This is a genomic window from Streptomyces fulvoviolaceus (assembly GCF_000718165.1).
Classification (GTDB): Bacteria; Actinomycetota; Actinomycetes; order Streptomycetales; family Streptomycetaceae; genus Streptomyces; species Streptomyces fulvoviolaceus.
The window spans coordinates 222,248-241,482 of the sequence record NZ_JOEY01000007.1; the positions used below are offsets into that span (position 1 = coordinate 222,248).

Genomic DNA, 19,235 nt, shown 5'->3' on the forward strand with positions numbered 1-19,235 from the left:
CCGTCATCATGGGGTCCCGCACTCGAACCAGACAGTCTTGCCGCCGCCCGATCTCGCCCCCACCCCCCACTTGTCGACGACCGCGTCCAGCAGCACGAGCCCGCGACCGCCCTCCGCCTCCGCGGACAACTGGGGTGTCGTGTACGGCAGTTCGGGCACCCCGTCCGCCACCTCCACCCGCACCGCCCCCGCGAGCCGCAGCACCAGCAACGCACACCGCCGGTCCGGGACATGTCGTACGACATTGGTGACCAGCTCCGTCACGCCCAACTCCACGGCGTCGGACAGCTCTTGCAGCTCCCACTCGTCCAGCAGCGAGCGGACGATACGGCGGATGTGGCGAGCGGAGTGGGCGCCTGCGGTGAGGGTCAGGCGGTACTGGGGAATGTATGCGTTCACAGGACGAGGGTGACCTGGCGTGACTACGCTGGGCTACCGAACCAACACAACAGGTTCCGCAGTGGACCGAGTTGCCCGAGAGGGGACCCCGCGTGACCAACATCCACGCCCTCGACCCCGGCGCCTCGCCGCTCGACTACTACGGCTATGAGCTGCGCCGGTACCGCGAGGCCGCCGAGCTGACGCAACGGCAGCTCGGGGACATCGTCAACTACACCGGTTCGATGGTCGGGCAGATCGAAACGGCCCGGAAGCTACCCACACAGGACTTCAGCGAGCGGGCCGATGCGGCGCTGGGGACGGGCGGGGCGTTGTCGCGGCTCGTCGAGTTGGTGATGCGAAGTCAACTGCCCGCCTGGTTTCAGCAGGTGGCGGAGTTGGAGGCGCGGGCGGTCGAGATCTGTACGTTTCAGGCGACCATGGTCCACGGCCTTCTCCAGACCCACGCCTACGCACGTGCCACCCTCGGCACGCTGGACCAGACCGACCTCGATGACCGCACCGCCGTACGACTGGCCCGTCAGCGCATCTTCGAGAAGGAGGAGCCGCCGGTCTTCTGGATGGTGATCAGCGAGGCTGCCCTGTACCAGGAGATCGGCGGCCGGGAAACCATGCGCGGCCAACTGGCCCATCTGTTGGACTTCGAGACGAACCCCAGGATCAACGTCCAGGTGCTGCCGTTCTCGGCGGGAGCGCACGCGGGGCTGACAGGCTCGTTCAACCTCTACCGCTTCGCGAGCGATCCAACCATCGTTTACACCGAGGGGTACGGCAGCGGGCATCCGACCGCGAATCCGGACACCGTCAAGGACTACTCACTCCGTTACGATCATCTCCGGGCCGCCGCTCTATCCCTCAAAGACTCGGCGGAGTTGATCCGGCGCGTAATGGAGGACCGCTATGGAGAGCAACTGGCGTAAGTCCAGCTACAGCAGTGACCAGGGCGGCGAGTGTGTCGAATGCGCGCCGCTCGGCCAACTCGCATGGCGCAAGTCGACGTACAGCAGTGACCAGGGCGGCGACTGCATCGAGATCGCCGAGACCGCGGCCACCGTCGCAGTCCGCGACTCAAAGACCCCGGCGGGACCGATCCTCACCCTCGACCCCGCCGCGTTCACCACCTTCGTCAGCTGGACGACGACTACAGCCGCTGAATGATCGTCCCGGTGGCCAAGCCACCACCCGCGCACATCGTCACCAGCGCGAACTCCTTGTCCGCACGCTCCAGTTCATGAAGTGCCGTCGTGATGAGCCGGGCCCCGGTGGACCCCACCGGGTGCCCGAGCGCGATCGCACCGCCGTTGACGTTGACCTTCTCCAGGTCCTGCTCGAAGACCTGCGCCCAGCTCAACACCACTGAGGCGAAGGCCTCGTTGATCTCGACGAGGTCGATGTCCTTCAGGGACATGCCCGCCTTGCCGAGCACGGCCCGCGTCGCGTCGATCGGCCCGTCGAGGTGGAAGTGCGGGTCGGAACCGACCAGCGCCTGAGCCACGATCCGCGCCCGCGGCCGCAGCTTCAGCGCCCGCGCCATCCGCTTCGAGGCCCACATGATCGCGGCCGAACCGTCGCTGATCTGGGACGAGTTGCCCGCCGTATGGACGGCGGTCGGCATGATGGGCTTCAGCCGGGCCAGCGCCTCCATGGACGTGTCCCGCAGCCCCTCGTCCCGGTCGACGAGCCGCCACATGCCCTGCCCGGCCCGCTGCTCGTCCTCCGTGGTCGGCACCTGGACGGCGAACGTCTCCCTCTTGAACCGCTCCTCGGCCCAGGCGACGGCGGCCCGTTCCTGCGAGATGAGCCCGAGCGAGTCGACGTTCTCGCGCGTCAGCCCCCGATGGCGGGCGATTCGCTCCGCCGCCTCGAACTGATTGGGCAGATCCACGTTCCACTCGTCGGGGAACGGCTTCCCGGGCCCGTGCTTGGACGCGGACCCCAGCGGCACACGCGTCATCGCCTCGACTCCGCACGAGATACCGACGTCGATGACGCCCGCGGCGACCATGTTGGCCACCATGTGGGAGGCCTGCTGCGAGGAGCCACACTGACAGTTGACCGTCGTCGCCGCCGTCTCGTACGGCAGCCCCATGGTCAACCAGGCGGTGCGCGCAGGGTTGGCGGACTGTTCGCCGGCCTGGGTCACCGTGCCGCCGACGATCTGTTCGACCGCGTCGGCGGGGATGCCGGTGCGGCCCAGGAGTTCACGATAGGTCTCGCCCAGGAGATAGGCGGGATGCAGATTGGCGAGCGCGCCACCGCGCCTGCCGATGGGGGTGCGTACGGCCTCGACGATCACGGGTTCCGCGGCCATGGGGAGTTCCTCTCCTCCGGTACCCGCGCGGCGCGGGGGCGTCCCGGCCCGGCCCGCCACGCGGAACTAGTACGTGTTCTAGTTCCACATGCAGTCTGCTGACCCGCCGCCCGAGACCGCAAGGGTCGTGCAGGCAATTGAGGGTGTCGCGCCCCTTGCTACTTATAGAACCCGTTACTACCTTCACGGCAGCTCTGTTCCTGATGGACCGTCAGAAAGCTGGAGTGAGTTGCCTATGACCTGTCCAGCGCTCCCCGACGGGTTCGACTTCACCGACCCCGATCTGCTGCAAGCGCGCGTACCGCTCCCGGAGTTCGCCGAACTGCGCCGGGCCGAACCGGTCCGCTGGATCCCCCAGCCGGAGAACATCGCCGGCTTCCAGGACGAGGGGTACTGGGCGGTCACCCGGCACGCGGACGTCAAGTACGTCTCCACCCACCCGGAGATCTTCTCGTCGTACCTCAACACCGCGATCATCCGCTTCAACGAGCACATAGAGCGGGACGCGATAGACGCCCAGCGCCTGATCCTGCTGAACATGGACCCGCCGGAACACACCCGCGTCCGCGGCATCGTCCAGCGCGTCTTCACGCCACGGGCCATCCGCGCCCTGGAGGAACGGCTGCGCAACCGCGCCCACGCGATCGTCGCGGAGGCCCGCGCCCGCACCGGCTCCTTCGACTTCGTCACCCAGGTCGCCTGCGAACTCCCCCTCCAGGCCATCGCCGAACTGATCGGCATCCCCCAGGACGACCGCGCCAAGATCTTCGACTGGTCCAACAAGATGATCGCGTACGACGATCCTGAGCTCTGCATCTCCGAGGAGGTCGGCCAGGAGTCGGCGATGGAGGTCATCGCCTACGCGATGAACATGGCAGCCGCCCGCAAGCAGTGCCCCGCGAAGGACATCGTGACGACGTTGGTCGCCGCCGAGGACGAAGGCAACCTGAACTCCGACGAGTTCGGCTTCTTCGTCCTGATGCTGGCGGTGGCCGGCAACGAGACCACCCGCAACGCCATCACCCACGGCATGCACGCCTTCCTGACCCACCCCGACCAGTGGGAGCTGTACAAGGCAGAACGCCCGGCGACGGCGGCGGAGGAGATCGTCCGCTGGGCGACGCCGGTCAACTCCTTCCAACGCACCGCCACCCAGGACACCGAACTCGGCGGCAAGCAGATCAAGAAGGGCGACCGGGTCGGCATCTTCTACGCCGCCGCCAACCACGACCCCGAGGTCTTCGAGAACCCCGACACCTTCGACATCACCCGCGACCCCAACCCCCACCTCGGCTTCGGCGGCGGAGGCCCCCACTACTGCCTCGGCAAGTCCCTGGCGGTCCTGGAGATCGACCTCATCTTCAACGCCATCGCCGACGCGATGCCGGGACTTAAGCCGGCGGGCGACCCGCGTCGGCTGCGGTCGGCCTGGATCAACGGCGTCAAGGAACTTCAGGTCAGCGTGAGTTGACGTAGGCCCCACGTACCCCCGGTTACTCGGGCCGACGGCTTCCCGGCGCCGTCGGCCCGTTCCGCGCCAAATAACTGCACGTCAGGGGCAGTTGGGGTATGGCATCATGACGATCACCATGAATAACGGCAAAACGGCGCTGACCATGCAGGACGCCATCCTCACCCTGCAGAAGTACTGGAGCGACAACGGGTGCATGATCACGCAGCCGTTGAACACGGAGGTGGGATCCGGTACGGCCAACCCGTCCACAGCGCTGAGGGTGATCGGTCCCGAGCCGTGGAGCGTCGCCTACGTGGAGCCGAGCGTGCGGCCGGACGACTCGCGCTACGGCGAGAACCCGAACCGGCTCCAGACCCACACGCAGTTCCAGGTGATCCTCAAGCCCGACCCGGGCAACCCGCAGGAGCTGTACCTGGGCAGTCTCCGGGCGCTCGGCATCGACCTGAACGCGCACGACGTGCGGTTCGTCGAGGACAACTGGGCCTCGCCCGCGCTCGGCGCCTGGGGCCTGGGCTGGGAGGTCTGGCTGGACGGGATGGAGATCACCCAGTTCACGTACTTCCAGCAGGTCGGCGGAGTCGCCCTGTCTCCCGTGTCGGTGGAGATCACCTACGGTCTCGAACGCATCCTGATGAACCTCCAGGGCGTGTCCCACTTCAAGGACATCGTCTACGCGCCGGGCATCACCTACGGCGAGGTGTTCGGCCAGAACGAGTACGAGATGAGCCGTTACTACCTCGACGACGCCGACATCGAGACCAACCAGCGGCTCTTCGAGGCGTACGCGGCCGAGGCGCGCCGCATGCTGGATCTCGAACTGCCCGTACCGGCCTACACCTACGTGCTCAAGTGCAGCCACACCTTCAACGTGCTCGACGCGCGGGGTGCGATCAGCACCACCGAGCGTGCCAAGGCGTTCTCGCTGATGCGTGGCCTCACCCACGAGTCGGCAAAGCTGTGGGAGCAGCGCCGCGCGACTCTGGAGCACCCGCTCGGGGTGACGCCCGCGGCAGCCCCGGTCGCGCGGGCCGCGTTGCCCACGACGACCGGCACCGAGACCCTGCTGTTCGAGATCGGCGTGGAGGAACTGCCGTACGCCGACGTGCCGGCCACCTGCGAGGCGGTACGCGAGGCGATCACGGCCAAGCTGGCCGCCACCCGCCTGCCGCACGGCGCGATCACCGCGATGGCCACGCCGCGCCGCGTCGTGGTCACGGTCGAGTCCGTGGCCCCGCGCGAGCCGGACACCACCAAGACCGTGCGTGGCCCCAAGGCGGCCGCCGCCTACCGGGACGGCGCCCCCACTCCCGCTCTGCTGGGCTTCGCCCGCGGCCAGGGCGTCGACCCGGCAGCCGCGCGGATCGTCGAGGCCGGCGGTGTCGACTACGTGGCGGTCACCCGCGACGAGCCGGGCCGCACGGCGGCCGAGGTGCTCAGCGAACTGCTGGCCGAGGTCGTGGCCGGGCTGCGCTCCACCCGCAACATGCGGTGGAACGACCCGACCCTGTCGTTCTCCCGCCCGGTCCGCTGGCTGCTGGCCCTGCTCGGCCGCACCCCCCTGCCCGTGGCCGTCTCCGCGCTCGCCTCGGGCGACACCACACGGGTCCACCGCACCGCCCCCGACCCCGTCGTGCGGGTGACGTCCGCCGAGGGCTACGCCCACTTCCTCAGGATGCACGGCATCCTGCTGGACCGGGACGCCCGGCGGGACACGGTGGTGCGCGGCGCCCAGGAGGCGGCGGCCGAGGTGGGCGGGCGCATCGACGTGGCCGGCCAGGCCGGACTGATCGACGAGATCACCGACATCGTGGAGTTCCCGCACCCCGTCCAGGGGTCCTTCGACGAGCGCTACCTCGATCTGCCCGCGAGCGTCCTGACCACCGTGATGCGCAAGCACCAGCGCTATCTGCCGGTGCTGGACGGCGACCGTCTCACGCCGCACTTCGTCACCTTCGCCAACGGCACATGTGACGACGACGTGGTGCGGTCGGGCAACGAGGCGGTGCTGCGGGCCCGTTACGAGGACGCCGCCTTCTTCTGGCGCGCCGATCTCAAGGTGTCGCCCGAAGAGTTCCACCGCCGGCTGGACAAGCTGACCTTCGAGGACCGGCTGGGTACGGTCGCGGACCGCGCCGAGCGCATCGCCTCCCTCGCCCTCGACCTGGCCGGACGCGCCGGGATCGCGGAGGACACGATGGCCACGGTGCGCCGCGCCGGTGAACTGGCGAAGTTCGATCTGGCATCGCAGATGGTGGTCGAGTTCTCCGGCCTGGCCGGGGTGATGGCCGAGGAGTACGCACGCCGCGCCGGCGAGTCCGCTCAGGTCGCGCAGGCCCTGGCCGAGATGGAACTGCCGCGTTCCGCCGGCGGTGCCCTGCCCACCGGCGACGCGGGTGCCGTGCTCTCGCTGGCCGACCGGTTCGACCTGGTGACAGGCATGTTCGTGATCGGCGCCGCGCCCACCGGAAGCTCCGACCCGTACGGTGTGCGCAGGGCCGCCATCGGTCTCCTCAACGTTCTGCGGAGCGTGCCCGCGCTGGCTGAGATCCGGGTGGGCGACGGACTGCGCGCGGCGGCCGGACGCTACGCCGCCCAAGGCGTGGACGTGCCCGCCGAGCGCCTCGCGGAGGCCGCCGAGCTGATCGCCCGCCGCTATGAGCAGCAGCTCACGGACGCGGGACACGAGCACCGCCTGGTGCAGGCGGTCCTGCCGTGGGCCGATCGCCCCGCCCACGGCGACCGCACCCTGGCCACGCTGGAGCGCCACGTCGGCACCGAGGCGTTCGACGCGCTCGCCGCCGCGCTGCAGCGGGTGGTGCGCATCCTCCCGGAGGACGCCCCGCAGGACGGCACCAGCACGGTGAACCGGTCTCTGCTGACCGCGCCTTGCGAGCTGCGCCTCGCCGAGAGCGTCGAGGCCGTCCGCCGGGCCCTGCACGGCCACGAGAACGACCTTGGCGCTCTGATCGAGGTCTCCGCCCCGCTGGTCGCCGGGATCAACACCTTCTTCGACGAAGTCCTGGTGATGGACCCCGAGCCCGCAATCCGCGCGGCCCGACTGGCCCTGCTGGGCGAGGTGGCGGGACTGGCCCGTACGACGCTGGACTGGAGCGCGCTGTAACCGAGGCTCAACAGCTGTGAACTCCGGGGTTGCACCCCGCGCGCCGGGGCCTGGAGATACCCGTTCTGAGGTGCGTTCCTGCGGCGTTCCCCTAAGGTGAGAGCACCTTGCGGGACTCGGGGGACGAGGCATGGCGCGGATCGTTGGTGTGCACGGTGTGGGGAAGCAGCGGCTGGGCGGCAACACACTGCTGAAGGACTGGCAGCCGGCGCTCGCCGACGGACTCGATCGGGCGGGCGGCCCGGGGCTCGCCGCGAACGACCTGCACATGGCGTTCTACGGCGACCTGTTCCGCCCCCCGGGCAACACCCTGGCCGTCGGCGACCCGATGTTCACCGCCGACGACGTCGACGAGGGCTTCGAGGCCGAGCTGCTGCTTGAGTGGTGGGAGGCCTGCGCCCGCACCGACCCGGCCGTACCTCCACCGGGCGCGGACACCCTGGCCCGCTCCCCTCGCGCCGTACAGACGGCTCTGCGGGTGCTGCAGAATTCGCGCTACTTCGCCGAACTCTCCCTGCGGGCACTGGTCTTCGACCTGAAGCAGGTGCGGCGCTATCTGACGGACGGCGAGCTGCGGGAGACGGCCCGGGGCCGGGTGGAGGCGGCCATCGGACCGGACACGCGGGTAGTGGTAGCGCACTCGCTGGGCTCGGTGGTGGCGTACGAGGCGTTGTGCGCCCGCGCCTCCGACCATCGGGTGCGGGCGCTGGTGACGTTGGGTTCGCCGTTGGGGATGCGGATGGTGTTTGACCGGCTGCGGCCGGAACCGGGGGCGTGGCCGGGTGGCGATGGGTTTCGCTGGACGAATGTCGTGGACGAGGGCGATGTGGTGGCCGCCGTGAAGGACCTGTCGCTGCTCTTCGGCACCGAGGTCACGGGGAAGGTCGTACACAACGGCTCGCACGCGCACGACGCGACGTCGTACCTCACGGCGAAGGAGACCGGCCGGGCGGTGGCGGAGGGCCTGGCATGAGCGAACCGCGCCGCTTCCTCATCGCCACCGCCGTCAGCCACTATCCGCACGCCCCCGAGTGGGACCGCCCCGGGCTCGTCGAGGCCCGCCGCAAGATGGTGGAACTGTTCACCGGCAAGCTCGGCTACGAGCACGTGTCCGACCTGGGTGCGAACCCGACGCAGCATCAACTGCTCTGGGAGCTACGGGAGTTCTGCCGCTCCGCCGACCGCCGCCCCGACGACATCGTCGCCGTCTACATCGCCGGGCACGGCGAGCGCCTCGACAACGAGGAGTACGTCCTCCTCACCTCGGACACCAACCCCGACGACCTGTACGACGCGCTGCAGCCCGGCCAGCTGGCCCGCAAGATCCTCGCGGGGACGAAGGTGCGCCGGCTGCTGCTGATGCTGGACACGTGCTACTCCGGGCAGGGTGGCAATGAAGTCCTCGCCTCCATGGCCAAGTTGAAGAGCAACTGGCGCGAGAAGGACGCGGGCCTGGCGCTCATCACATCGGCCCAGCCGAACGAACTCGCCCAGACCGGCACCTTCCCCGACCTGCTGTCCGAAGCGGTGACCAGTCTGGCGACGGCCGGCTACACGCCCCAACTCCTGTCCCTGGACGCGGTCGTCAACGCCACCCGCGCCAACCCCAAGCGCCCCGACTTCCAGCACATCGGCCTGGAGATCATCGGCCTGACGGGCGAGATCCCGCCCTTCCTCCCCAACGCCAAGCACAGCCCTCGCCTCTCCCACACCGACATGGCGTTGCAGCAGGCCGCCGAGTGGGACGAGCAGGACGAGCGACGGGACGTGGAGTTCCGGACGCGGTTGCTGCGGCGGGCGATGGGGCACAGCGACGCGAACCGGGTGGGGTGGTGGTTCTCGGGACGGCACCGGGCGCTGGGGGACATCACTGGCTGGCTGCGGGAATTGCCGTGTGAACGGCCGACGTTGGTGGTCACCGCCGGTCCGGGCTCGGGCAAGACGGCGGTGCTGGGTCTGCTGGCGGCGGTGAGCGACCCGGAGTACCGGCGCACGGTCCCCCTGTCGAGCCTGGGCCTCCACGCGGGGCAACTGCCGCCCCCGAAGGCGATCGGTACGGCGGTCTACGCCCAGAACCTCACCGACCAGCAGGTCGTACGCGCGCTCGCGGCAGGGCTGCGACTGCCTCCGGCGGAGGCGGTGGCCGACTTGCTGAACCATCTCAACTCCCGCCCCGAGCCCGAGCGTCCGGACGTCATCCTGATCGACGGCCTGGACGAGGCGGCGACGCCGACGACGTTGTGCGGCCAGGTGCTGCGGCCGCTGATGGAACTGGCGGGTTCACATCTACGCCTGCTGCTGGGGACCCGCCCTCATCTCCTCGACCCGCTCGGCCTGAACCGCCGGGACCACATCGACCTGGACGCACCCCACTACGCCGACCCACGGGCCGTGCTGGCCTACGCCGTCCGCAACCTCATCGACGCGCATCCCGAGTCGCCGTATCTCGACTGCCCTCACCAACACCGTCTCGCCGTGGCCCAGGCCGTCGCCGAGGCAGCCGACCATTCGTTCCTCGTCGCCCGCATCACCGCCGGAACGCTGGCGGCGACACGCCTGTTGCCCGACCCCTGGAACCCCGCCTGGCGCCGGTCACTGCCGAGCGCGGCGGCCGACGCCATGCACCACGACCTGCACCAGCGCTTCGGCGAGAGCGCGGTGCGCATCCTCGACCTGCTGCGACCTTTGGCGTACGCCGAGGGCCAGGGCCTGCCCTGGGAGGACATCTGGGCGCCACTCGCCTCGGAACTGTCGGGCCAGCGGTACACGAACGAGGATCTGCATCAGCTGCGGCGGGATGCGGGGGCGTATGTGGTCGAGGCCGTGGAGGACGGGCGGTCTGTGTATCGGCTGTACCACGAGGCGATGGCGGAGTATCTGCGGCAGGGGCGGGACGCGGAGGCTGCGCACCGGGCGTTCACCAACGTCTTGCGGCGGGCGTTGCCGTACCTGGTGGACGGGACGCGGGACTGGGGGCGGGCCCATCCCTATGCGCTGCGGCACCTTGCCACGCACGCGGCCGCGGCGGGGATGCTCGACTCTCTGCTGGCCGACCTCGAATACCTGGTACACGCGGACTGCGACACGCTGGCGCCCCATCTGCTGAAGGCCGAGAGCGACACCGCACGGCTCCATGCGGCCGTCTACGTCATCTCCCTCCAGATCCACCGCGGCCTCGACGTGGAGAGCCGTCGTCGGCTTCTCGCAGTGAACGCCGCCCGCTTCAACGAGCCGTCCGTCCTGGAGGCGCTCAACGGCCCGGCGCCCGAAGGGACGTGGAAGCCCCTCGCGGCGACCGGTGCTCAGGTGTCTGCCAACGTGCGTCATGTCCTCGCGGGCCACACCGGCAGCGTGAACGCGGTGGCGTGCACGGAGGTGAACGGCCACCCGGTCGCCGTCTCCGCATCGCGGGACCAGACGCTCCGGATCTGGGACCTGACCACCGGTCAGCCCGTGGGCACACCGATGACCGGCCACACCGGCGAGCTGTTCGCGCTGGCATGTACGAACGTGGACGGCCGCCCGGTCGCCGTCTCCGGCTCCGACGACAGCACGGTGCGGATCTGGGACCTGACCACGGGCCGATCCGTCAGGGAGCCCCTGACCGGCCACGTCGGGAGGGTCGATCACCTCGCGTGTACGGAACTGGACGGCCGTCCGGTCGTCGTCAGCGGCTCGGACGACAGCACGTTCCGGATCTGGGATCTGAACACCGGCCGTCCCGTGGGCAACCCCGTGGAAGATGTGACCAACCTGAACGCGATGGCCTGCACCGTGGTGGAGGGCCGCCCCGTCGTCGTCACGGGCTCTTTCGGGCCGAGGCTGGCCGTGTGGGACTTGAGGACCCAGAGCCCACTGGGGCACTGGCAGGGTGACGAGGAATTCTGGTTCACGGCGTTGACATGTACCGAATGGAACGGCCATCCGGTCGCTGTCGGATACAGCAGTACCGGGAAGGGGTTTCTCTGGGATCTGCGTACATGCCGGCTCCTGACCACGTGGCAGGAGCCCAGCGGTGTTCCGAACGAAGTGGTGTGTACGGAACTGAACGGTCGTGGCGTCGCGATCACCGGCTGCCGCGATGCCACCGTGAGGATCTCCGACCTGGCAGACCATCAACAGGTGGGGCCTCTCCTGAAGGGGCACAGCGCGGCCGTGGGAGCGGTGGCATGCTCGTCGTTGTCCGGGCAGTTGATCGTCGTCACCGGCTCGTTCGACAACTCGGTCCGGGTCTGGGACCTGTCCCCTCGTCAGACCATCGGCCGCCCGGTGACCGCGCACACCAGCCACGTCACCGACCTGGACCTTGCCATGGTGAACGGCCGACCGGTCTTCGTCACCATTTCCAACGACGGAACAGTGCGCTTGTGGGATCGCGCCACCGGTCAGCCTCTGGGGCCACCCATGGCCGGTCACGACGCCACGGGAGGTCTGCTGGCCTGCACGGTGCTCGGGAACCGCCCGGTGGCTGTGAGTACCAGCTTCGACGACAAAGTGAAGGTCTGGGACGTGGAGACGGGCCGGCCCCTCTACGCGCCGCACGAACTGCCCTACATGACCGTCACAGGTGTGGCAGCCACCGTCCTGAACGGGCGCCCGATCGCACTCGCCGCCTGCGGGAGCGGGATGCTGCTGGCATGGGACATCGAAACGGGCGAGGACCTGTACGTACCCCTCAACGAGTCCGACGATCTGATGTATGGAGTGTCCTGCACCGCCCTGGACGGTCGGCCGGTGGCCGTCGCCACCTCAAGAGAGGGTCTGCGCGTCTGGGACCTGGCGACCGGCCGTCCCGTGGGCGTCGGCATGCCCGGCGGCCGGGGCAGCGTCGCGTGCACGGTGTTGGAAGACCGCCCGGTCGTCGTGAACCTCCGGGACGACAGGACGATGCAGATCTGGGATCTGCGAACGGGCCAGCCTGTGGGCCGACCGATGTCCGGCCACACCAAGCACGTGAATGCCTTGGTATGCGCCCACTTGGACGGCCGCCCGGTAGCCGTGACCGGTTCCTGGGACAACACCGTGCGCATCTGGGACCTCCAGACCAGCAGCCATGTCGACACCATCCACGTCCCCGGCCCCTGCGACGCCGTGGCTCTAGATGAAACCGGCCTCCTGATCTGCTCCTTCGGCGCCGATGTGGGCATCTTCCGTAGAAGCTGACCTCACGGCCGCCCGCGCCACGAGGTGCCGTACGACATGCTCGGCGTCCCGCCCGACCCCCTGGATCATCGAAGAGGCCACCGCGTACTGGAACAGCCGCCCCACGAAGTACAGCCCGGGCTGCCCCTCGACCACCCCGCGCCGCTGGGCGGGTTCGCCGTCCTCGTCGAAGACGGGCAGGTCGATCCACGAGATGTCCGGCTTGAAGCCGGTGCACCACAACACGTTGGCCACGTCGGGGCGTTGGCCGTCCACGAGCTCGGGCAGGCCGTCGCGGACCCCGGCGGTCCGGGCCACCCGCTCCACGCCCGCAGCCTTGAGATCGGCCGACTTGATCCGGATCAGCGGTGCACTGTGCGCCAGCACCTTGGGCCGCAACTTCCGCCCCATCGGCGTGCGTACGGTCAGCACGTGCCGGAAGAGGAAGAACAGCGCCGGCGTCAGCACCCGGGCCGCCCGGCGCTCGATCCGCCACGGGATCTGTCCCGGATGCGGGCCCGACAGCAGGACCCGGCGGCTCGCCGACAGTTCCATCGCGATGTCCGCGCCCGAGTTCCCGGCGCCGACGATCAGGACCGGGCCGTCGCGGAGTTGGTCCGGGTTGCGGTAGTCGATGGCGTGCAACTGCCTGATGTCCGGGGCGAGTTCGGTGGCGTAGGGCGGGGTCTTCGGGAGGCGGTCGTACCCGGCCGCGATCACGACGTTCTCCGCCACGTATCGCTCGTGCTCTGTCTCCACGAGGTACCGCGAGCCGTCGTACGACACCCGCCGCACCCGCACCCCCGTTCGCACCGGCAGCTCCGCCCAAGCCGCGTATGCCTGCAGATAGTCGGCGAACTCCTCACGCGTGGGGAACGACCAGGCATCCCCCGGGTAGGGCAGGCCGGGCAGGCCGTCGAACCTCGCCGGGCTGAACAGCCGTAGCGAATCCCACCGCCCCCGCCAGCAGTCGCCGATCCGCTCCCCCACCTCCAGGATCACGAACGGCCGTCCGCCGCGCGCCAGGTGGTAGCCCGTCGCGAGGCCCGCCTGGCCGCCGCCGACGATCACGGTCTCGATGTGTTCGGTGGTACTCATGTCGGCTCCCCAATCGTGCGTTCCGTCTCGTAGATCTCCACCGCCTGCCGCAGCAGACGCTCGGCCTCGGCGTGCTCACCCCGCAGCCGCAACAGCGTGCCGAGCTCCGCGGCACTGTCGGCGAGCCTCAGCCGGGCCGCCCGTACCTGTTCGCGGAGGGTGGGTGCGTCGTCGGACACGCTTCGATGTTCGTGGCGGGAAGCCCTCACCCGCATCGACAGCAATGCCCAACCGGACGCACACCGGCATGGGTACTTCTACGCAGAGCCGTCCCGCTTCAGCAGCCCGTGCTCGAAGGCGTACGCCGCGACCGCCGTGCGGGAGCCGACGTCGAGCTTCGCGAAGATGTTGCTGACATGCCGGGCCACCGTCTTCTCGCTGAGGACCAGTTCGGCCGCGATGGCATGGTTGGTGCGGCCCTGCGCGAGCAGTCGTACGACTTCCAGCTCCCGGGGCGACAGCACGGACCGGTCCCCGACGCCGACGAGCCGCTCCACCCGCCCCGCATCCGGCCCGGCCCCGAGCCGCCCGAAGGTCTGCCTCGCCGCGTCGAACTCCAGCCCCGCACCGTCCTCGTCCCCGAGCGCCCGGCAGGCCAGCCCGACCAGCACCCCCACCCGCGCCGCCTCGTAGGGCACCTCCAGTTCCCGCCAGAGCCGCCCGGCCTCCCGCAACGCGGGCAACGCCTCCTGCGCGTCCCCTTCGGCCAGCCGTACGGCACCACGGGCCTGCCCGGCCATCGCTCGGAGGGCGGCGGTGTCATGGGCGCGGGCGATGAGGTCGAGCTCGTCGGTGGCCCGGGCGGCCTCGGCGGGGTCGTCACCGGCGAGGATCTCCACCGCCGCCGGCAGCAGTCGCGCCCTCCGCATCGGCTCGCGCGTCTCCGCCAGCGCCCGCCGGATCGCAGCCGCGGCCGATCTCCCCCTGCCCTGGGCCAGCCTCAGCAGAGCCAGTCCCGGCTGTGTGTCCCAGCCGTACCTCAACGTGTCCCGGTAGGCCTGCTCGGCCTCGGCGTACTCGCCCCGCAACCGGTGCAGCTCCGCGAGCTGGTAGTACGCCCCGCCCGCGACGCCCTCTCCGTACCCGGCCGTGAGCTGCGCGCAGGCCAGCCGCGCCTCCCGCACCGCGTCCGGCCACTCCCCACCGAGCTGCATCAGCACGACCCGGTGCACCCGGCACAGTCCGCGATACGCCCCCGTGAAGTCGGGCTGGGCCGCGCACCACTCGGCCAGGGCCTCGCTCCACTCCTGGGCGCGGCGCAGTTCCTGCAGGTCCTGGCAGGTGCCGATGACGACGCAGTAGATCATCCCGACGGCCCGGGCGGAGAGGTCCCCCTCGGCCACCGCCGTCATGCCCTCGTCGAGCTCGGCGAGCCCGGCCGCGGTCTCGCCGTTGCTCACCAGGGCGAGGCCCAGGGTCATCGCCGTACCCGCCACGAGGTCGGGATCCGCGCCGGGCCCGACCGAGTCGGCCAGCCGCCGCGCGACCTCCAGCATCGGGGCGTGCTCGCCCGCGCGGAAGTGCAGCTCGGCTTCGAGCATCAGCAGATACCCGCACTCATGGCAGCCGGGATCGGTCGCCGCCAGCCGCCGGGCCCGGGCCAGCCAGGCGCCCGACTGCGCGAACTCGCCGCCCCAGGACAGCGCCTTGCACAGCCAGTACGCACAGCGCAGCGCGGGGCCGACGGCACGGACCTCGGCGTAGGCGGTAAAAGCCCGGCGCAACAGGGCAACGGCATCGTCACCGCGCCCCAGCATGTCCGCGGCCTCGGCAAGCCGCTCGAGATCGCCGGCTTCGAGGGGTCGTACCGCATCAGCCGCGCCGAGCAGCGCGTAAGCCTCCGCCCACGCCAGCCGAAGGCAGGCCTCCCGCCCCTTCACCAGCTCCGCGTCCAGGTCCATGGCGCCTCCGTCACCCATTGCACCGCGCCGGGGGCGAGGCTGTCACCCGGCGCGAGGAGGCGCTGATCCAGGCGGGTCGTGTGAAGTCCGACGGCTCGGCAGCGCCCCACAGGGGCGTGAGGAACGGCGCGACCGGCCACGACGGCGCAGCAGCGGAACGACGACACATCGCGGCAGCGCCCCATAGGGGCGCGGGGAACTGCGCGACCAGCCACAGCGGACCCGCAGTCGACACCGCACCCCCAGCGGAGCGCCTACGTGCCGGACTTCACCAACTCCCGTTCCCCGCCCACCTCGGCGGCAGCCGCCCGCGCCCGTGGCCCCTGGAACAGATACGCCAGCCCGAAGCCGCCCGCGACGACCACCGCGCCGCCCGCCGCGTCCAGCAACCAGTGGTTGCCGGTGGCCACGATCGCCGAGGCGGTGAAGAACGGATGCAGAAGCCCCAGCGCCTTCATCCACGCCTTGGGCGCGATGATCGCGATGACGACACCGCACCACAGGGACCAGCCGAAGTGCAGGGACGGCATCGCCGCGTACTGGTTCGTCAGCGCCGTCAGCGTGCCGTAGTCCGGCTTGGAGAAGTCCTGGACGCCGTGCACGGTGTCGATGACGCCGAGGCCGGGCATCAGGCGCGGCGGGGCGAGCGGGTAGAGCCAGAAGCCGACGAGGGCCAGCAGGGTGGCGAAGCCGAGGGAGGCGCGGGCCCAGCGGTAGTCGACGGGGCGGCGCCAGTACAGGACGGCCAGCACCGACAGCGGCACCACGAAGTGGAACGACTCGTAGTAGAAGTCGAAGAAGTTCCGCAGCCAGTCGACCTTGACGACCGCGTGGTTGGCCCAGTGCTCGATGTCGATGTGGAGCCAGCGCTCCATGTCGAGGATCTCGCGGCCGTGCTTCTCGGCGGTGGCCCGCCCCTCCGCGTTGCTCCCGCCGGTCGCCGCGAGCCGCACCTGCTGGTAGGCGGCGTACGTGACGCGGATGAGGAGCAGTTCCAGGAGGAGGTTCGGGCGGGTCAGGACTCTGCGCAGGAACGGCAGCAGGGGGACGCGTCTGAAGCGGGCGGGGACCGGGGCGGCGTACTCCGTCGGGATCGGCGACCGGTAGTACGGCGACGTGCGCGACAGGAACGGGATCAGCGTCGCGGCCGCCAGCGCGGCGAGCAGCACCACGTTGTCCCGCAGGGCGAACAGCACCGGCATGTTCGGCAGCATCATCTTCGCCGGGAGCGTCATGACCAGGACGACGGCGACCGGCCACACGTTCCGGTCGGAGGCCCGCTTGCCGACCCGCCCGACGACCGCGAGCAGCACCCACAGCAGCTGGTGCTGCCAGGTGGTCGGCGACACGGCGATCGCGGCGCAGCCGGTGATCGCCACGGCGAGCAGCAGCTGTCCGTCGCGCGCGTAGTGCACGGCTCGGCGCACGCCGAGGGTGGCGACGACCGCGCCCAGCACCAGGAAGAGGGCGATCTCCAGGGGCCCGGACAGGCCCAGCCGCAGCAGGAAGCCGTGCAGGGACTGGTTGGCGAGGTCGTCGGCGGCGCCGCCGAGGCCGGTGCCCGCCATGTGGTGCACCCAGTAGATGTACGAGTCGTGCGGCATCGCCGCCCAGGCGAGCGCCGTGGATCCGGCGAAGGTCACGCCCGTGGTCAGGGCGGCCTTGCGGCGGCCGGTGAACCACAGGAGCGGGGCGAAGAGCAGGACGGTCGGCTGGAGGGCGGCGGCGAGACCGATCAGGACACCGCCGGCGCGCTCTCCTCGTACGGCGAAGCAGCCGACCAGCACGAGCAGGACCGGGATGATGCTGGTCTGCCCGAGCCACAGCGTGTTGCGCACCGGCAGCGACAGCATCAGCAGGCTGATCGCGACCGGCGCGGCGAGCAGGGAGGTCCTGCGGCTCACCGGCTGGGGCAGCGCGCGGGCGGCGACCAGGCCGAGGGCGACGACCAGCAGCAGGGTGCCGAAGGTCCAGCCCCAGCCGAGCGCCTGCTCGGCGGCCCTGGTCAACGGCTTCATGACAAGTCCCCCGAAGGGGGTGCCCGTGAACTGCGTCGAGTCGTACAAGGAACCCTTCACATGCAGGACGCCGTTCGGGCCGACCCAGGTCTCCAGGTCCGTCAGCCGCTCCCCCCGGGGCGTACTGAGGACGACGGCCACCTGTCGTACCGCGAGGACGGCCGCGACCAGCCACAGGCCGAGCCGCGCCGCGCGCAGGCGTGCCTGGGCAGTCGTGGCGGTGCCGACGGCCGTCGCTCCGAAAGCTTCCGCCGGTCGCCCGCTGTGCTCCGCATTCGCCACGCCTCGTCGGCCTCCCGCCCCGTTCGTCCCACGCGTCGGATGCGCGGGACTCTCTTTGCGAACCCTATGAGGCTCGCACCACCCCCGGAGAGAGACGCAGGCTACCCCCGATTCACCTGACGTCCGTCCTCCTTTTGTCCGGATGACGATAGTGCGCCGATGGTTGCCTTGCCTCCGCAGGGCGCGACATGGATCACACGGTTCCCGGGAAAGACGGCGGGACGGCGAGTATGTTCGTTAGGGCAGCTAGTTAGCTGCCCTAACTAGGCATATGAAAGGCACAGGCGCATGAGCGAGTCGCAGCTCTGGGACGACGTCGACGACTACTTCACCACCCACCTCGCGCCCGAAGACGAAGACCTGACCGCGGCCGTGCGCGACAGCGAGGCCGCCGAACTCCCGCACGTCGCCGTCACGGCACCGCAGGGCAAGCTCCTCCACCTCCTCGCGCAGACCCAGGGCGCCCGCACCGTCCTGGAGATCGGCACCCTCGGCGGCTACAGCACCATCTGGCTGGCCCGCGCGCTGCCCGCCGACGGCCGACTGGTCTCGCTCGAGTACAGCCCACGGCACGCCGAGGTCGCCACCCGCAACATCGCGCGCGCCGGCCTCGACAAGATCGTCGAGGTGCGGGTGGGCGCGGCCCTGGACTCGCTGCCCCAGCTCGCCGACGAGAACCCCGCCCCCTTCGACCTCGTCTTCATCGACGCCGACAAGAGCAACAACCCGCACTACGTCGAGTGGGCCCTCAAGCTCTCCCGCGCGGGCAGCCTGATCATCGTGGACAACGTCGTACGGGGCGGCCGGGTCGCCGACGCCGGCAGCACCGCCTCCGACGTCCAGGGCACCCGGACCGCCATCGAACTGATCGGCCGGCACCCGAGGCTGAGCGGCACGGCGATCCAGACGGTGGGCAGCAAGGGCTACGACGGCTTCGCGCTGGCCCGGGTGCTGGCGTAAGGCTTCGACCGTCAACTCTCGTGGTAGAAGCCGACGTTGACGCTGCGAGGGGCGGTGCGGTCCCGGACGATGATCTCGCCGTTGCCGCCCCGGGGCAGCGGGACGGTCCCGCCGTAGACGAGGGGCTGTGCGTACTGGCCGACCACCAGGTGGACCTCGGAGGACGGCTCGGGCTGGGAGCCCGGCAGCCAGGTCACCTGCCAGGCACCGTCCGGGCCGCACAGGAACTCCAGATGGACCCTGGAGACGAACAGCCAGTCGTCGGGCGTCGCGAGCCGGCACACGGACTTGTCCCGGCCGACTCGCAGCACGGCGCCCGGGTCACTGGGCGCGTCGGCCATCTGCATACCGGCCGTGGCACCCGATTCCGCCGCGGAGACGGCGGCCATGGTGAGTTCGAGCACGTGCGGTCCTCCTGGAACGTCCCTGCGCGGCAGCTCCATTGGCTCCGCCGCCGCATGATAATTCGCCCAGAGGCACGGCGTCCGCCGCATGCGCCGACGACCGGCCCGCCACCCGGTTCGGGCGG

The 19,235-nt window shown here is 70.2% G+C and carries 14 protein-coding genes; 7 read left to right on the forward strand and 7 right to left on the reverse strand.

Features of this window, described 5'->3' with window-relative positions; translation table 11 throughout:
- Positions 1–6: 6 nt before the first annotated feature.
- Positions 7–399: an ATP-binding protein gene (locus IG08_RS0109600; protein ID WP_030598842.1), complete on the reverse strand. Its 393-nt coding sequence runs from the start codon at positions 397–399 to the stop codon at positions 7–9.
- A gap of 92 nt (positions 400–491) precedes the next feature.
- Here IG08_RS0109600 and IG08_RS0109605 point away from each other — a divergent pair, with 92 nt between their 5' ends.
- Entirely contained in the window at positions 492–1,319 is an 828-nt protein-coding gene (locus IG08_RS0109605) for a helix-turn-helix domain-containing protein (RefSeq protein ID WP_030598844.1), read from the forward strand.
- Complete coding sequence (locus IG08_RS0109610) at positions 1,300–1,557, forward strand: DUF397 domain-containing protein (protein WP_030598846.1); 258 nt, start codon at positions 1,300–1,302, stop codon at positions 1,555–1,557. Before IG08_RS0109605 ends, IG08_RS0109610 begins: the two co-directional genes overlap by 20 nt.
- On the opposite strand, the gene IG08_RS0109615 is transcribed toward IG08_RS0109610, so the two are convergent.
- A complete protein-coding gene (locus IG08_RS0109615; protein WP_030598848.1) occupies positions 1,541–2,710 on the reverse strand; it encodes a steroid 3-ketoacyl-CoA thiolase in 1,170 nt (389 codons plus the stop codon). The two genes, IG08_RS0109610 and IG08_RS0109615, sit on opposite strands and share 17 nt — an antisense overlap.
- Positions 2,711–2,945: 235 nt before the next feature.
- On the opposite strand from IG08_RS0109615, the gene IG08_RS0109620 reads away from it, so the two are divergent.
- The 4 genes from IG08_RS0109620 to IG08_RS0109635 all read left to right on the forward strand — a co-directional run bounded on the left by IG08_RS0109620 (position 2,946) and on the right by IG08_RS0109635 (position 12,468).
- Positions 2,946–4,181, forward strand: coding sequence for a cytochrome P450 (locus IG08_RS0109620; RefSeq protein ID WP_030598851.1), 1,236 nt, complete (start codon positions 2,946–2,948; stop codon positions 4,179–4,181).
- Positions 4,182–4,287: 106 nt separating this feature from the next.
- Positions 4,288–7,305, forward strand: coding sequence for a glycine--tRNA ligase (locus IG08_RS0109625; RefSeq protein ID WP_234342840.1), 3,018 nt, complete (start codon positions 4,288–4,290; stop codon positions 7,303–7,305).
- A gap of 130 nt (positions 7,306–7,435) precedes the next feature.
- Complete coding sequence (locus tag IG08_RS0109630) at positions 7,436–8,278, forward strand: lipase family protein (RefSeq protein WP_030598856.1); 843 nt, start codon at positions 7,436–7,438, stop codon at positions 8,276–8,278.
- Positions 8,275–12,468 (forward strand): caspase family protein, encoded by a 4,194-nt coding sequence (locus IG08_RS0109635; protein ID WP_052424567.1) that lies wholly within the window; start codon positions 8,275–8,277, stop codon positions 12,466–12,468. The genes IG08_RS0109630 and IG08_RS0109635 overlap by 4 nt, the downstream gene beginning before the upstream one ends.
- On the opposite strand, the gene IG08_RS0109640 is transcribed toward IG08_RS0109635, so the two are convergent.
- The 4 genes from IG08_RS0109640 to IG08_RS0109655 all read right to left on the reverse strand — a co-directional run bounded on the left by IG08_RS0109640 (position 12,403) and on the right by IG08_RS0109655 (position 17,746).
- Positions 12,403–13,545 carry a flavin-containing monooxygenase gene (locus tag IG08_RS0109640; RefSeq protein WP_030598859.1) on the reverse strand — a complete coding sequence of 381 codons (1,143 nt, stop codon included), beginning with the start codon at positions 13,543–13,545 and terminating at the stop codon, positions 12,403–12,405. The genes IG08_RS0109635 and IG08_RS0109640 overlap by 66 nt on opposite strands.
- Entirely contained in the window at positions 13,542–13,724 is a 183-nt protein-coding gene (locus IG08_RS0109645) for a tetratricopeptide repeat protein (protein ID WP_030598861.1), read from the reverse strand. Before IG08_RS0109645 ends, IG08_RS0109640 begins: the two co-directional genes overlap by 4 nt.
- A gap of 78 nt (positions 13,725–13,802) precedes the next feature.
- On the reverse strand, positions 13,803–15,446 hold the full coding sequence (locus IG08_RS62435) for a helix-turn-helix transcriptional regulator (RefSeq protein WP_030598863.1): 1,644 nt from the start codon (positions 15,444–15,446) through the stop codon (positions 13,803–13,805).
- A 254-nt stretch (positions 15,447–15,700) separates the two neighbouring features.
- Positions 15,701–17,746, reverse strand: a complete 2,046-nt coding sequence (locus IG08_RS0109655; protein WP_030598866.1) for a bifunctional glycosyltransferase 87/phosphatase PAP2 family protein — start codon at positions 17,744–17,746, stop codon at positions 15,701–15,703.
- A 288-nt stretch (positions 17,747–18,034) separates the two neighbouring features.
- On the opposite strand from IG08_RS0109655, the gene IG08_RS0109660 reads away from it, so the two are divergent.
- A complete protein-coding gene (locus IG08_RS0109660; RefSeq protein WP_030598869.1) occupies positions 18,035–18,706 on the forward strand; it encodes an O-methyltransferase in 672 nt (223 codons plus the stop codon).
- An 11-nt stretch (positions 18,707–18,717) separates the two neighbouring features.
- On the opposite strand, the gene IG08_RS0109665 is transcribed toward IG08_RS0109660, so the two are convergent.
- On the reverse strand, positions 18,718–19,110 hold the full coding sequence (locus IG08_RS0109665; protein ID WP_030598871.1) for an FHA domain-containing protein: 393 nt from the start codon (positions 19,108–19,110) through the stop codon (positions 18,718–18,720).
- Between the last annotated feature and the right edge of the window lie 125 nt (positions 19,111–19,235).

Coding starts and splice junctions, on each gene's coding strand:
- IG08_RS0109635 (WP_052424567.1), top strand. CDS start 8,275: ATGAGCGAACCGCGCCGCTTCCTCATCGCCACCGCCGTCAGCCACTAT.
- IG08_RS0109620 (WP_030598851.1), top strand. CDS start 2,946: ATGACCTGTCCAGCGCTCCCCGACGGGTTCGACTTCACCGACCCCGAT.
- IG08_RS0109660 (WP_030598869.1), top strand. CDS start 18,035: ATGAGCGAGTCGCAGCTCTGGGACGACGTCGACGACTACTTCACCACC.
- IG08_RS0109630 (WP_030598856.1), top strand. CDS start 7,436: ATGGCGCGGATCGTTGGTGTGCACGGTGTGGGGAAGCAGCGGCTGGGC.
- IG08_RS0109625 (WP_234342840.1), top strand. CDS start 4,288: ATGACGATCACCATGAATAACGGCAAAACGGCGCTGACCATGCAGGAC.
- IG08_RS0109610 (WP_030598846.1), top strand. CDS start 1,300: ATGGAGAGCAACTGGCGTAAGTCCAGCTACAGCAGTGACCAGGGCGGC.
- IG08_RS62435 (WP_030598863.1), bottom strand. CDS start 15,446: ATGGACCTGGACGCGGAGCTGGTGAAGGGGCGGGAGGCCTGCCTTCGG.
- IG08_RS0109615 (WP_030598848.1), bottom strand. CDS start 2,710: ATGGCCGCGGAACCCGTGATCGTCGAGGCCGTACGCACCCCCATCGGC.
- IG08_RS0109640 (WP_030598859.1), bottom strand. CDS start 13,545: ATGAGTACCACCGAACACATCGAGACCGTGATCGTCGGCGGCGGCCAG.